We start from the raw sequence: 13,801 nt of genomic DNA on the forward strand, positions 1-13,801 counted from the left end.
GGCGCCGGTGTGAGACGAGATTAGAAGAACACCGGCAAACCTGTCAACCGGTTAACATGTGGGTTTTTCTGGGTCGCGAGCCGCCGGGTCACTCCTAGTACATTGACGGCATGCCCGCTTACGCATCCGGTCCGGCCGACGAGTTCCTCCAGGAGATGTCCGCGCTCCCCCGCGGGACCACGGCCGCCGAGGTCGCGCAGCACCTGCTGGCGCACTTCGGCAGCGGCCCGCTGTCGACCGGAGACCGGGTACCGCCCGAGCGCGCACTGGCCGAGAAACTCGGTGTGGGCCGCTCCGCCGTCCGCGAGGCGCTCGCCGCCCTCGAGCTGCTGGGCCTGGTCGAGGTCCGGCCCGGGGCCGGCACCTATGTGCGTGGCACGACCTCGGACCTGCTGCCCAAGACACTGACCTGGGGCATGCTGCTCGGCGAGCACGACACGCAGCAGCTGCTCGAGGTGCGGTCCGCACTCGAGGTCGAGTCGGCGCGGCTGGCCGCCGAACGGGCCGACGAGCAGGCCATCGGCCAGCTGCAGGACAACATTGCGTCGATGCGCGAGGCGCTGCCGGACGTGGAGCTGGCGATCCCCCTCGACTACCGCTTCCACGTCATCCTGGCCGACAGCTGCCGCAACACCCTGGCGGCCGACATGCTGCGCACCTGCCGCACGCTGCTGAGCATCTGGATGGACCGGGCGCTGAGCAGCGTGGACGACGCCGTCGACTCCCTGGGCGAGCACGAGAAGATCCTGCGAGCAGTCGAGAGGCACGACGCCGAGGCCGCCGAGCAGGCCATGCGCGCCCACATGAGGACCGCGACGAGGCGCCTCACCACCCAGATGTGACGCCCTGGCGAGAACCCGGCAACGATACCCCGCAGGGGCACCGCCCCGATGCGACGAGACCGCTCGGGCCCGCAGGAGATGTCATCGGCGGGAGCCGCCAGCCCTCGGGCCGGTGACTCCCGCCGATGCCCCTCGTGCGATGAGACGACCGTCGGTTCAGGACGCTGCGCGTTCGCGTGCCTCCCTGGCGACCGAGACGAACGCGGCCGGGTCGTGTGCGAAGCGGCCCAGGAAGAGGCCGTCGATCGCCGGGTCGAGGGTGCCGAGCAGACCGGGGCCGGCCGAGCCGCCGTACAGCAGGCTCAGGCCAGGCACGTCGCCGAGGCCCTCGCGGATCAGGCGGCACACACCCGAGACGTACTCGGACGGGGCCGGCGCCGGGGCGCCGATCGCCCAGTGCGGCTCGTAGCCCAGCCAGAGCTCGGCCGGCTGCGCATCGGCCAGCGCCGAGCGCACCTGGGCGATGCACCCGGCCGCCGCCTGTTCCTCGGTGGAACGCTCGGCCTCACCAATGCACAGCAGCGGGATGATGCCGTTGCGGGCGGCCGCGGCCGTCTTCGCGGCGACCATGGCGTCGTCCTCGCGGTAGATCGTGCGGCGCTCGGCGTGGCCCACCTCGACGACCCGGACGCCGAGGGCCGCCAGGTCGGCGCCGGAGACCTCCCCGGTGCGTGCCCCGCGGTCGTCCTGGCAGAGGTCCTGGGCGCCGAGCACGATGCCCGAGCCCGCCAGGATCGCCCCGGCCTCGGCGGTGGTGAGGAAGTCGGGCAGGACTGCCATCCGCACGTCCTCCGACAGCCCCTGTTCGGCGGCGACCAGTTCGACGAGCGAACGGGCGTAGTCGAGCGTGCGGGCCCGTTCGAAATACATCTTGAGGCTCACCGCGACGATCGGTTCACTCATGTCAGACCCCCGGCTCCCGGCACCGCTCAGTGCTCGTCCTCGTACTCGCAGATGCGGGCGACCTTGACGCCGCTGCGCGAGTTGGGGTCGAACTCGTTGGCCAGGTAGTTCTCCAGCAGGACCTTGGCGGTCTCGATGCCGAGCACCTGCGAGCCCATGGCGATGAGATTGGCGTTGTTCGACAGGGTGGCCCGCTGGGCCTGGTAGACGTCGGCGACGCAGGCGCAGTAGGCGCCCTTGACCTTGTTGGCGGCGATCGAGACGCCGATGCCGGTGCCGCAGACGACGACACCGCGGTCGGCCTTGCCGGCCACGACGTCCTCGGCGACCTGGGTCGCCACATTGGCGTAGATCGGGTCGTCGGAGCCGTAGTCCTCGACTTCGTGACCGAGTTCGACGGCCTTGGCCATCAGATCCTTCTTGAACTCGGTGGCGTTGGGATCGCAGCCGAAGATGAGCTTCATGATGTGGTGTGTCCTCTCCTCGTCACGGACGATGCGCGGGTGAACTGAGTGCCTCTGGGACCGCCCCGCGGTTGACGGTGGGCACCGGCCTCCGTGCCGGTCTCGCCGTCAACCCTATAGGACGATGAGCGAGCAGGGCGGGGCGGACCGGCCCGCCTCAGGGCTGCTCCGCTCTGGCCTTCGCGTCGATCTGCATCTGCGAGTAGACGGCGGCCACGCGGGTGGACTCGATCATCGACTCGCCCTGGGCGATGCCCTTGCCGGCGATGTCGAAGGCGGTGCCGTGGTCGACCGAGCTGCGCATGAACGGCAGGCCGAGGGTCAGCGTGACGGCGTTCTGGAAGTCCAGCGTCTTGCAGGCGATGTGGCCCTGGTCGTGGTACATCGACAAGATGGCGTCGTAGTGGCCGTCCAGGTTGAACGCGAAGATCGCGTCGGCCGAGTCCGGGCCGTGGGCGTTGATGCCGAGGGCCTGGGCGTCCTTGACGGCCGGGGCGATGTGCTCGATCTCCTCGGTGCCGAACAGGCCGCCCTCGCCGACGTGCGGGTTGAGGGCCGCGACACCGATCGACGGGTGCTCGAAACCGAACTTCTTCAGCTCGGTGTCGATGTTCTTGAGGAACTCGAGGATGCGGTCGTGGTTGGCCAGGTCACAGGCTTCGCGCAGCGAGACGTGGCGGCTGACGAAGAAGACGCGCAGCTTGTGCACGTTGAACATCGTCAGGGCGTACGGGGAGTTCGTGAGGGCCTGGTAGATCTCGGTGTGGCCGATGTAGGGCACCTCGGCCTGCTTGAGCGCGGCCTTGTTGATCGGGGCGGTGGAGACGCCGTCGATCCGGCCGGCCATGCCGAGCTCGATGGACTTCTCGATGTAGGAGTAGGCCCGCCTGGCGGCAGCGACCTGGATCTGACCGAACTCGATCCGGGCGTCCGGCTCGACGCCGGTCTCGAGCAGGTCGATGGTGCCGTACTCGTTGCGGGCCTGCTCGGGCTCGGTGATGAGGTTGAGGTTCAGGTCCTGGACCCCCTGGATCTCGGCGGCCTGCCGCAGGGAGTCCGCGCTGCCGATGATGAGGGGATCGCAGATGTCGTAGATCCGCTTGTCCTGGACGGTCTTGAGGGTGATCTCCGGGCCGATGCCGGCGGGATCGCCCATGGTGATCGCCATGACGGGTTTACGCGTGTGCGCCATGAGTGCGCATCCTTTCGTCGAGGATTCGGTTGACGGATTGGATGGCGGTGACCTCGGTGCCGGTCAGACCGCCCTTGCAGACGACGGGCAGCCCCTCGTAGGGGCCGCCGGTGATGATTCCCTGGTCGATCTGCGGGATGACGTAGTCGACCAGGGTGATGCCCTTGGCCTCGAAGGCCTCGCAGCCGGCGACCATGACGTCGCCACCGGTGAGGTAGAGGCCGGCGCAGTCCTCCTTGCCGATCACGTCCAGGACGCGCCGGGCCAGGCCGCCGAAGCGGACGGTGAGCTGCTTGGCGGGTTCGGGGCCGGTGAGGCCGGACAGCTCCTCCATGACGGCCTTCGGGGTGGTGGTGCCCTCGTAGACGCTGTCGAGCGCGCAGACCATCACGCGCGGCGCCGTGGCGGACTCGTCGAGCAGCCGCCTGGCCTCGGCCTCGGCCTTGCGGCACTCGGCCTCGTAGACGCCGGTGTCCTTGTCGAGCATCGCCAGGACGTCGATCGAGAGCGTGACGACCCCGGGCTCCTCGGTGAGCCTGGTGATCTGGTCGTGCGTCACCTTGGTGGCGCTGCCGGCCACGACGAGCACCGTGCCGCTCTCGCCCGGCACCGGGTCGACGCGGGTGACGCGCTGCGGCACCTCGGTGGGCTGGATGGCCCCCGAGTGCACCGCGACGCGGTCGGTGAACGGGCCCGGGTCGACGCAGACGATCTTCCAGCCGAGCTCGACGACCGCCTGGGCGATCTGGTCGACGTCGTCGATGCTCAGCGCGTCCATGAGGAAGATCCTGGTGCCCTCGCGGCGCAGCTCGACGAGCTCGTGCTTGATGGCCTGCTTGCCGGCCATGACCGGCTTGATGTTCACGTGGCCGAGTTTCGCCTTGAACTGCCCCCGGAAGAGGGTGGGCAGATGGGCCTCCAGCACCGGCGTGCGCACGTCCTGGGCGACGCCTGTGCGGGTCAGGAGCACCGAGTCGATGAGCGAATAGCCCTCGAGCACGACGCGACGCGACTGGGGCATGGCCGGCACGATGACCGCCATGTAGTCGGGTCCGAGCGCGGAGAGCATGCCCTCGACCTCGGGGCCCACGCCGCCGCGGACCGTGGTGTCGATGCGCTTGGCGAACATCGTGGCGCCCCTGCCCCTGAGGGTCCGGGTCGCCGCGCGCACCCGCTCGTAGGCCACCTCGGCCGCCGCAGCGCGCGAATCGGTGCTGACGATCGCCGCGGCGTTGTCGGGCAGGGGCGTCGTCTCGACGTACGACGGGTCGAAGAACACGGTGGCGGGCACGCCCTCGCGGGCGATGAGCGCGCCGACCGTCGTCCCGCCGGTCAGATCGTCTGCGACGATTCCAACATTGGCCATCTCGCGGCACCTCCTTGTGCAGGGTCCATCGTTGCAGAGGTCAGGCCCGCGCCGCAGCGGCGGTCTCGGCCTTGGGCTGGGGGCGGGCCTCGGTGAGGGTCAGGATCAGCGCGAGGCCGATGAGCAGGACCACGACGAAGTAGCTGAAGGCCACCGTGTAGTTGCCGGAGAAGGCGTCGAGCAGGGCACCGACGATGATCGGGGCGAAGAAACCGCCCAGGTTGCCACCGGAGTTGATGACCGAGATGGCGAAGGGGTAGGTCTTGTCGGTCGTCTGGTTCATCGCATAGGCGGTGAACATGGGCCAGCCGATGTTGAGGAAGAAACCGGTCAGGACCAGCGAGCCGACGACGAGGACGGTGTTCTGCGGGACGACGAGCACGATGACCATCATGACGGCGGTCATGAGGGCGGTGATGAGCATGGTGGGCTTGCGGCGGCCACGGAAGACCCGGTCGGAGACGATGCCGCCGATGAGGGCGCCGACCAGTCCGCCGATCGACGGCGCGGAGGCGACGAAACCCATCTTGATGAAGTTGTAGCCGCGGGCTGCGACCAGGTACGAGGGGATCCAGGTGAGCATGCCGTAGAGCACGTTGTTCATGAAGAAGTAGGCGATCGTATTGCCCCAGATGTTCCACGACCGCAGGACCTTGCCGTTGGTGTCGAGGGGCTTGACGTCGCGCAGCCGGATGAGACGGTCGATCCAGCCCATGTCGCCGAAGTCGGTCTTCTTCCTCCCGGCGACGCTGGTGTCGTTGATGTGGGCGAGCTCGGCGGCGTTGACGTGCTTGGACTCGCTCGGACGGGTGCGCTGGACGAAGAAGAAGACGACGGCCATGACGATGCCGGGGACGGCGAACCAGTGGAACACCGAACGCCAGCCGTGGGCGTTGGCGAGGGCGACGGCGATGATCGGCACGATGATCGGCGCGAACTGGGTCGAGGCGATGTAGACGCCGGTGGCGGTGCCCTTCTCCTTGGGCGGGAACCAGGCGTTCACGGTCGAGGTCATGCCGACGGGGGTCGGGCCCTCCATGAGGCCGAGCAGCAGGCGCAGCACGAGCAGTGCCACGGCGGTGGTCGCGAAGCCCATGCAGAAGGTGATGATCGAGAAGAGCAGGACGGCCAGCGAGACGATGTGCCGGGTGCCCTTCTTCGTCATGAGCAGGCCGGCCGGGATCTGCGAGATCGCGTAGCCGAGGAAGAAGAAGCTCGAGATGGCACCGGAGGCGAAGTTGGAGATCTCGAACTCGCCCTTGATCATCGGCAGGATGGCCCCGATGTTGGAGCGGTCCGCCATGCAGATCACGTAGGTGATGAAGATGACCGCAAGGACGACCCAGCGGTAGTGAGTGGGACGCCCGGTCGCGATGGATGTCGGCGATGACATGCACGTACCTCGTTGTGTGAGTGACGAACGGTGTGAAGCAGTTCGGGGAGGACCCTCAATGCAGCTGCAGCTTACACAATTTCCCACTATTAACGCCATACCAGGTCCATATCGGGGATGACATGAGAAAATGTACCATTGTTGACAGTGGGGCGTTACTCTTGGGTTGTCTCGGGACGAGACCTCGCACCAGTTGCCCTCCGAACCCAGGAAGCCGTCGCCATGACAAGCGAAGAACCGAACAAGCCGTTCAGGGCCATGCGCCCGGTCGAGCGGGCCAGACTGGCCGATGCGGCAGAGCTGTACTGGGTGCAGGGCAAGAAGGTCGAGGACGTCGCCGCCGAACTCGGCGTCTCACGCTCCACGGTCTCGCGCATGCTGGCCAGGGCCCGCCAGACGGGTGTCATCCAGTTCACCGTGCACCGGGAGGAGAACCCCACCGACCAGCTGCGCCGCCAGGTCGAGCAGCGCTACGGGGTGCGGGCCACCGTCGCCCCCGTCGACCAGCCGGAGAAGGCCGGGGCGCGCATGCTGGCCGTCGCCGGCCAGGCGGCGGCGTGGCTGGATGCCTTCGTCCGGCCGGGGGTGGTCCTGGCCGTCGCCTGGGGCAGCACAGTCGAGAACATCTCATTGCAGCTGCGTCCGCACCCCGTCCCCGGCATGCAGGTCGTCCAGTTGCACGGCTCGGGCAATGTGGCCACTCTCGGCACGAACTACGCCAGCCTCATCCTCGACCGCATCGGCAGCGCCTTCGACGCCCGGGTGCACTACTTCCCCGTGCCGGCGTTCTTCGACTCGGCGAGCACCCGGGCCGCGATGTGGCAGGAGAAGTCGATCCAGCAGGTGTTGTCGCTGCGGGCCGGCGCCGACCTGCTGCTGACGAGCGTCGGCACGCCCGACGGCGACCTGCCCGGCCACCTGTACGACTCCGGCTACCTGACCAGCGCCGACATGGCTCAGATGGAGCGCGAGCACGTCGTGGGCAATCTGGGCGGCATCTTCTTCCGCACCGACGCCAGCACCGACCAGATCAGCGTCAACGACCGTTCGACGGGGCTGCCCTTCGACGAGCTGCGCCGTATCAGGCAGCGCCTGCTCGTCGCGGCCGACCCGGCCAAGGCCCCGGCCATCAGCACGGTCCTGGACGCCGGGCTCATGACCGATGTTGTCCTGGACGCCGCGACGGCCCGGGCCATCGTCAACCGCTGAGCACCGGGGCGGTCCCCAGCGTCCCCAGGCAGGCCGGCACCACGGCACGACCTGCCCCAGGCGCGGCCCCCTGCCGGCTCAGACGCGCGCCGAGAGGAACTGCAGGACGGACTCGAAGAACCGGCGGCCGTCGAGTGAGGTGCTGACGAGTTCGTCGACGTTGTGCTCGGGATGGGGCATGAGGCCCACGACGTTGCCGTTCTCGTTCGTCACGCCGGCGATGTCGTCGCGGGACCCGTTCGGGTTGCCGAGATAGCGGAAGACGATCTGGTTGTTGTCCTGGAGCGATTTGAGGGTGTCGTCGTCGCACATGTAGTTGCCCTCGCCGCTCTTCAGCACGATGCTGATCTCCTCACCCGGGGTGAAGGCGCAGGTCCACGTGGTGTCATTGGTCTCCACGCGCAGACGCTGCTCACGGCAGATGAACTTGCGGTGTTCGTTGCGGATCATCGCCCCGGGGAGCAGGTGCGACTCGCACAGCACCTGGAAACCGTTGCAGATGCCGAGAACGGGCATGCCCTGCCTGGCCTGGGCGATGACCTGGTCCATGACCGGCGCGAAGCGGGCGATGGCACCGCACCGCAGGTAGTCGCCGTAGCTGAAGCCGCCGGGCAGGACGACGGCGTCGACGCCCTGGAGATCGTCGGAGGCGTGCCACAGGCCGACCGGCTCGGCGCCGCAGATCCTGATCGCACGCAACGCGTCCTGATCATCAAGGGTGCCGGGGAAGGTGACGACCCCGATCCGCACCATGTCAGTCCTCCTCGACACGGACGGTGAAGGCCTCGATCACCGTGTTGGCCAGCAGTTTCTCGGCGGCGTCACGGATCTGGTCCAGACGCTCATCGGTGAGGTCGCCGGCGACCTCGATCTCGAAACGTTTGCCCTGCCGGACCGACAGGCCCTCGAAGCCGAGACGCTGGAGCGACCCGGTGATGGCCTTGCCCTGGGGATCCAGGATCTCCGGCTTGGGCATGACGTCGACAACAACTCGTGACATGTCAAGAACCCTATCGTGCGAGGAATGCCGTCAGATGACCAGGTGCTCGCCGGTCAGGCGCTCGTAGGCCTCGACGTACCGTGCACGGGTCGCCTCGACGATCTCGTCGGGCAGCGCAGGGGGCCTGGCGCCGGAGGCACGGTCCCAGCCCGACTCGTTGAGCAGCCAGTTCCGCAGGTACTGCTTGTCGAAGCTGACCAGCGTGCCGTCCTCGTCGTAGGCCCTGGCGTCCCAGAAGCGGGACGAGTCGGGCGTCAGCACCTCATCGGCCAGCACGATGCGTCCGTCCGAGAGCTTGCCGAACTCGAACTTGGTGTCGGCCAGGATGATGCCCTGCCTGCGGGCCACCGGTGCGGCGGCACGGTAGAGGGACAGCGTCAGACTGCGGATCTGCTCACCGTCCGCGGGCACCTCGAGGCGGTCGACCATCTCGTCGAAGGTGACGTTCTCGTCGTGCTCACCGACAGGGGCCTTCATGGCCGGCGTGAAGATCGGTTCGGGCAGGGGGGAGCCGTCGTGCAGCCCCTCGGGCAGGCGCACCCCGCAGACCGTGCCGGTTTCCTGGTACTCCTGCCAGCCGGAACCGGTGAGATAGCCGCGCGCGACGCACTCGACGGGGATCATGTCGAGCTCGTGCACGATGACCGCACGGCCCCTGACGGCCTCGGGCACGTCGGTGCTCGTCACGTGATGCGCGACGATGCCCGACAGGTGGTTGAACCACCACAGCGAGAGCTGGGTGAGGATGACGCCCTTGTCGGGGATCGTGGAATCGAGGACGTAGTCGAATGCCGAGATGTTGTCGGTGGCGACCATGAGGATCCGCCCGGGCTGGTCGGGCAGCGAGTAGAGCTCACGAACCTTTCCGGCGTGGATGAGAGGGAGACCAAGATCTGCGTAATGGGCGTCAGTCACGGCCCCATCCTATGCCGATGGCTTCCCCTCCCCACGCCGGAAAGGCCCGGAGCTTCTACGCGGCAACCAGATCGCCGAAGGGCGGCGCTGCAGTGTGCACTGATCGTGAGCGCTCGACACCCAGTTCAGTGAAGGATCCGATCCCCTCGAGCTGGTTGACGAGCACTCCCGAGGCGGCCATGAACTGGACGGCCTCCACGGTGTAGCGGCCGAGCAGGCGGCGGGGCTCGTGGGCGATGCGCCATGCCCAGCCCAGGCGCAGGCGATGCACCCAGTCGGGGAAGTACTGCTCAGCCCGGTTGAGCTGATCGATCCAGCCTCCGGCGGTGGCGACCGAGGCGTTGGGCAGCCACTCGTGGACCTGTAGCGCGACCCGCTCCTGCAGCCCGGCGCCGAGGCCGACGACGACGAGTCGGGGGTCGAAGTCGATGAGGCGCGACGGATCGTCCTTGAGGGCCTTGAGCTCGTCGTAGCCGTCGAAGGCGATCACGGGACGATCACCGAAGCGGTGCGCCGCGGCACTCGCCGCGACGCCGGGGGCAGCGCCGATGAGGGCGACCCGGTCGTCCGGGGCGAGCATCTCCTTCAGGACGATCGGCAGCACCAGATCGGCGGAGCTGCGCCCGACGCTGTGACCGTGACGGCCCAGCACCATCTGCAGAAGTGAGCCGTCGAAACCGATGAGTCCCATTCGACTCAGGGCGTGCAGATCGGCGTGCAGGAGCGACCAGTGGTTCAGCCAGGTGACGACGGCCCCCGGCCGGGCCGCCTCACGCGCGAAGCGCGTGAGGAAGGCCCGGTCCAGACCAGTTCCATGCCGGTTCGTCATCTGTCAGCGCTCCAGGGTGGCTGTCGCGTCGAAGGTGAGCGAGGGGGTCTGCATGTAGTTGGTGTGGGTCTCGACACCGATGCGGTTGACGCCCTGACGCAGCACCGAGGAGTCGACCTCGATGGTGAGCATGTTCTCGTCCTTGCTCGCCTCGACGGTGGTAACCGCCTGGGTGGCACTGTCGGTGAACTCGATCACATTGTCGGGCTTGCCATCGCCATTTGTGTCCTCGGACTTCATGCGCATCCGGCCGACCTCGACGCCATTGACGTGAACCACCACGCCGTCATCGGCCCTGACCTTGAGGATCAGCTTGGTGCTGTCGGTGACGGCGCCCAGGTCGATGTCGCGGCTGAAGTAGGCGGTCCTGGCCAGGCCCCGTTCGAGCGGGGTCTTGATCTCGCTGTTCCTGTTGTCCCAGCCGATCGGGCCGGCGCCGGTCTTCCACTCGCTGAGGTCGGCGGCGTCGTTCCAGCCGTCCTCGGCCTTGGTGGTCTCGTAGCGATAGGACCACTGCGAACCGGCCTCGATCACCTCACCGGTGGCGTCCTTGGCGTCGACCGGCGCAAGAGGCTCAGTGGTCTCAGGCCGCTCCGCACCCTCATCGGCGATGTCGCCCTCGGGGTTGGTCTCGGGCGCGGTGCCCTCGTCCTCGGCGGTCTCGCCCTCGAACGGCTCGTCCTCGATGGCGCCGTCGTCCTCAGAGCCGAAGGCGTCATCCACCGGCTCCGAGACGGCCTGGGCCGGCATGTCGGCCTGGTCGACGCGGGTCACCATGGCCTGCATCGTCATGGAGGCGCTGGAGCGGTAGTTCAGGTGCGTCTCGATGGCAATGGTGTTCTCCCCATCGACGAGCTGATCGGCTGGGACCGTGACAACCGTGCGGTCGGCTCGGGCGTCCGTTGTCTTGATGACCTTGTTGGCCCGGGTGTCGGCCTTGACAGCACCCTCACTCATACGGGTGCGGCTGACCTCCTTCCCATTGATGTAGACCACAGCACCGTCGTCGGCCACGTAGGAGACGGACACGCCCCCCATGGACTCACGGTTGCTGACAGTGAACTTGTTGCGGAAGTAGGTGGTGATCGGCCGCTGCATGGCCGCCTGCGCCGGAGTGACCGTCGTGTTCAGTGCGGAATCGCCGTAGCCGATGGGGGCGGCGCCCGTGGACCACGAGGCGGCGTCGTAGTCGGCGGCGTTCCAGTTCTCGGCGGGAACGGTGTCGCTGGACTGGTACGACCACGTCGCGTTGTCCTCAAGCAGGACTGGGTTGGCCTCGTCCATCTTGCCGGCCTCGGGAGCGACAGCGACACGCGAGGAGGCGCTCACATTGCCGTTGTCGTCGACGGTGCGCACGAAGTAACGCTGGTTACCGGCCCGCGGCACGGTGACCGTGGTGCTCGTCGTCGTGGCGATCGTACGGTCATCGAGCAGCACCTGGTACTTCGTGGCGCCGGCGACACCGTTCCAGGCAAGAGTCACGCTGTCCGTGGCGGAATTGGTGACGCGTAGCTGGCCGGGAGCCTCCGTGGGTTCGTTGTCCCGCGGGCCGTAGAGGACGAAGCCGCCGTTCCACTGCGTGTTCTTGGGCGAGGTGTACGACCTGTTGAAGTCGCCACCGGCCCACAGGATGCCGCTGTCGGAGACCTTGAGGCCCCAGGCTCCGGTGGAGCGGGTGGAGCTCAGATTGTAGGGGGTCCAGTTCAGCTGCTTGCCGGTGGCGCTGTCCCAGGCGCCGAACCAGCGGATCGGGTCGGCCTGGGTCCAGGGCTCACCGGGCAGATTGTCCCAGCTGTAGGCGTTCTCGTAGGTGAAGTCGGAGCAGTGGCAGGAGGCGTAGGTGACGCCATTGCGCGACTCGATGGCCTGGATGTCACCGCCATTGGTCAGCGTGATGGAGCCGGACTGGCGCTTCATCGTGGCGGTGTCGTAGCCGTTGAGGTTGTGCTCCGAACCACCGAAGTAGACCCTGCCGTCGGCGACATTGACCGCCTGCTGGTAGGACTTCTTCGGGTACTGACGCTTGTAGAAGTCGGTCGTGACCGAGCTCTCGAACTTGAAGGAGTTGTCTAGCTGGGCATCGGAGGTGGTGAGGATCGAGGCGGCCCACTCGACCTTGGTCTGCTTCGACTTGGAGAAGTAGCCGCCTGCGAAGTACTTGCCGGTGGTCTTGTCGACGTCCGAGCCCCAGACCGAGCCGTTGAACTCGGGGTTCCAGGAGCGATCGGGCCTGCCCGTCATGTCCACACGCGCCGCGGAACGGCCGTAGGAGTTCTGGACTCCCTTCCCGGACAGGTGGGTGAACGTACCACCCAGGTAGACGTGGGTGCCGTCGGTGGCGAGGGTCTTCACGCTCGTCGCGCCGTTCGAGATGCGGTTGACGATCTGCAGGTCCCAGGACTCGTCCACCGCACCGGTGGCGGGGTCGATGACAACGGTGCCCGCATGCGAGGCGCCATTGACCTTCGTGAAGTCGCCTGCGGCAAGGAGCTTGCCATTGGGCAGGGCCAGCAGGTCATGGACCTGGTTGTCGAAGGTGAACGTCAGATTGCTCTTCCACTCACCAGTGGTCGCATTGAAGGCGGCCAGCGCAGAGGTGGCCTGCTCCTGTCCATTGGCACCCTTCTTTACGCCCTTGAAGTTGCCGCCGACGAACATGGTGTCGCCGATCTGGGCGAAGGACTGCACCTGGATGCTGCCCTCGGCGACCGAGCCGGTGAGATTGCCGCTCACGCCCCAGCTCGTCTTCTGTGCGTATTCGGAGGGTGCCTTGTCGGTGCGCGAGGGCTTGGCCGGGCTACCGGTATCGGCAATGGTGGTAAAGCCCTTGTCGTTCGAGGTGGTCTCCGGACGGACATAGACCTCGGCGAAGGGCTGGTAGCTGCCACCACTCTTCACCTGGGTAATGAAGGTGCCAGAGCTCTTCCTGGTCTCGTTCGCATAGCCCCAGCCGGCCCGGTAGCCAACGCGAGAGTTGGCATCGAGTGCGAGAGAGTGGTTGTAGTCACAACTATTCCATCCACGCCACCACGAATTGCCGTTATTCCTGCAGGAGCTTGGCAGTAGCTGGTTCATCGTGTTCTCGGCGTCCCAGCTGCCGTTGTCGAAGCGCGCATTGTAGTGCGTATAGGTCTTGAAGGGCCAGACCCAGCCCTTGGTCTGCTTGGGCTTGATGTCAACGGTCTGCCAGCTGGTGCCCTGCGCGTTCGCGGCGCGCACGACGCGATAGCCAGTCTCCGAGACCGGCTTGTTGTTCAGCAGGCCATTGACGGTGTCGACGGGCAACTGGGCGACGTTCAGGTTCTTCCCTGAGCGGTCACGGTTGAGCAGCAGGGACTGGTCACCCCAGCCCTGAGTATGGGTCTCCCAACCATCGCGGCCGCGACCGATCATGACCCAACCGCCACCATCGGTGGTCTGGTCGCAGTAGAACTGCTTCGGCTCGTTCATGGCGGGAGTCTGGAGCCAGTAGGTTCCGTCCTTCGAGCTGGGATCGTTCTTCTTGATCTCCCAGCAGGACGCGGCCGCAGTGGCCTCGCTCTTGCCGTCATGGGCCAGAGCCTTGACACTCGCAGTCACAGGCGCATTGGCATCGGCATTCGTGTCTGGATCCGCAGCAGCGGGAGTGAAGCTCGTCATGACCGACGCGGCGACCATGAGAGGGACGGCAAGAGCCGTCCAGGGTTTA

At 67.0% G+C, this 13,801-nt stretch carries 10 protein-coding genes and 1 pseudogene; 2 read left to right on the top strand and 9 right to left on the bottom strand.

The features are described from left to right. The first annotated feature begins 110 nt into the window (after nucleotides 1-110). Nucleotides 111-842, top strand: coding sequence for a FadR/GntR family transcriptional regulator (locus D9T14_RS07600; protein ID WP_119161814.1), 732 nt, complete (start codon nucleotides 111-113; stop codon nucleotides 840-842). Between the two features lie 156 nt (nucleotides 843-998). Here D9T14_RS07600 and D9T14_RS07605 read toward each other — a convergent pair whose 3' ends face one another. From D9T14_RS07605 to D9T14_RS07625, 5 genes are all read right to left on the bottom strand, one after another. After that, nucleotides 999-1,745 (bottom strand): triose-phosphate isomerase family protein, encoded by a 747-nt coding sequence (locus D9T14_RS07605; RefSeq protein ID WP_119161813.1) that lies wholly within the window; start codon nucleotides 1,743-1,745, stop codon nucleotides 999-1,001. Between the two features lie 26 nt (nucleotides 1,746-1,771). Next, complete coding sequence (locus tag D9T14_RS07610; protein ID WP_119161812.1) at nucleotides 1,772-2,209, bottom strand: RpiB/LacA/LacB family sugar-phosphate isomerase; 438 nt, start codon at nucleotides 2,207-2,209, stop codon at nucleotides 1,772-1,774. Between the two features lie 157 nt (nucleotides 2,210-2,366). After that, a complete protein-coding gene (gene pdxA / locus D9T14_RS07615; RefSeq protein ID WP_119161811.1) occupies nucleotides 2,367-3,401 on the bottom strand; it encodes a 4-hydroxythreonine-4-phosphate dehydrogenase PdxA in 1,035 nt (344 codons plus the stop codon). Further along, on the bottom strand, nucleotides 3,385-4,767 hold the full coding sequence (locus tag D9T14_RS07620; protein WP_119161810.1) for a four-carbon acid sugar kinase family protein: 1,383 nt from the start codon (nucleotides 4,765-4,767) through the stop codon (nucleotides 3,385-3,387). Before D9T14_RS07620 ends, pdxA begins: the two co-directional genes overlap by 17 nt. A 40-nt stretch (nucleotides 4,768-4,807) precedes the next feature. After that, nucleotides 4,808-6,160 (bottom strand): MFS transporter, encoded by a 1,353-nt coding sequence (locus D9T14_RS07625; protein WP_119161809.1) that lies wholly within the window; start codon nucleotides 6,158-6,160, stop codon nucleotides 4,808-4,810. A 222-nt stretch (nucleotides 6,161-6,382) separates the two neighbouring features. Between D9T14_RS07625 and D9T14_RS07630 the strand changes: the two genes are divergently transcribed. Beyond that, entirely contained in the window at nucleotides 6,383-7,369 is a 987-nt protein-coding gene (locus D9T14_RS07630; RefSeq protein ID WP_119161808.1) for a sugar-binding transcriptional regulator, read from the top strand. A 78-nt stretch (nucleotides 7,370-7,447) separates the two neighbouring features. On the opposite strand, the gene purQ is transcribed toward D9T14_RS07630, so the two are convergent. The 4 genes and pseudogenes from purQ to D9T14_RS07650 all read right to left on the bottom strand — a co-directional run bounded on the left by purQ (nucleotide 7,448) and on the right by D9T14_RS07650 (nucleotide 13,692). Beyond that, complete coding sequence (gene purQ, locus D9T14_RS07635; RefSeq protein ID WP_119161807.1) at nucleotides 7,448-8,122, bottom strand: phosphoribosylformylglycinamidine synthase subunit PurQ; 675 nt, start codon at nucleotides 8,120-8,122, stop codon at nucleotides 7,448-7,450. A gap of 1 nt (nucleotide 8,123) precedes the next feature. Then, a pseudogene (locus D9T14_RS07640) lies at nucleotides 8,124-9,284 on the bottom strand (phosphoribosylaminoimidazolesuccinocarboxamide synthase). Between the two features lie 55 nt (nucleotides 9,285-9,339). Continuing rightward, nucleotides 9,340-10,113, bottom strand: a complete 774-nt coding sequence (locus tag D9T14_RS07645) for a WecB/TagA/CpsF family glycosyltransferase (RefSeq protein WP_119161804.1) — start codon at nucleotides 10,111-10,113, stop codon at nucleotides 9,340-9,342. 3 nt (nucleotides 10,114-10,116) lie between these two features. Next, entirely contained in the window at nucleotides 10,117-13,692 is a 3,576-nt protein-coding gene (locus D9T14_RS07650; RefSeq protein ID WP_197720578.1) for a fibrinogen-like YCDxxxxGGGW domain-containing protein, read from the bottom strand. Nucleotides 13,693-13,801: the final 109 nt, after the last annotated feature.

Origin of the sequence: Propionibacterium australiense (assembly GCF_003666605.1) — a bacterium.
In the GTDB taxonomy this organism is placed as follows: Bacteria; Actinomycetota; Actinomycetes; order Propionibacteriales; family Propionibacteriaceae; genus Propionibacterium; species Propionibacterium australiense.

Coding starts and splice junctions, on each gene's coding strand:
- D9T14_RS07600 (WP_119161814.1), top strand. CDS start 111: ATGCCCGCTTACGCATCCGGTCCGGCCGACGAGTTCCTCCAGGAGATG.
- D9T14_RS07645 (WP_119161804.1), bottom strand. CDS start 10,113: ATGACGAACCGGCATGGAACTGGTCTGGACCGGGCCTTCCTCACGCGC.
- D9T14_RS07625 (WP_119161809.1), bottom strand. CDS start 6,160: ATGTCATCGCCGACATCCATCGCGACCGGGCGTCCCACTCACTACCGC.
- D9T14_RS07610 (WP_119161812.1), bottom strand. CDS start 2,209: ATGAAGCTCATCTTCGGCTGCGATCCCAACGCCACCGAGTTCAAGAAG.
- purQ (WP_119161807.1), bottom strand. CDS start 8,122: ATGGTGCGGATCGGGGTCGTCACCTTCCCCGGCACCCTTGATGATCAG.
- D9T14_RS07630 (WP_119161808.1), top strand. CDS start 6,383: ATGACAAGCGAAGAACCGAACAAGCCGTTCAGGGCCATGCGCCCGGTC.
- pdxA (WP_119161811.1), bottom strand. CDS start 3,401: ATGGCGCACACGCGTAAACCCGTCATGGCGATCACCATGGGCGATCCC.
- D9T14_RS07605 (WP_119161813.1), bottom strand. CDS start 1,745: ATGAGTGAACCGATCGTCGCGGTGAGCCTCAAGATGTATTTCGAACGG.
- D9T14_RS07620 (WP_119161810.1), bottom strand. CDS start 4,767: ATGGCCAATGTTGGAATCGTCGCAGACGATCTGACCGGCGGGACGACG.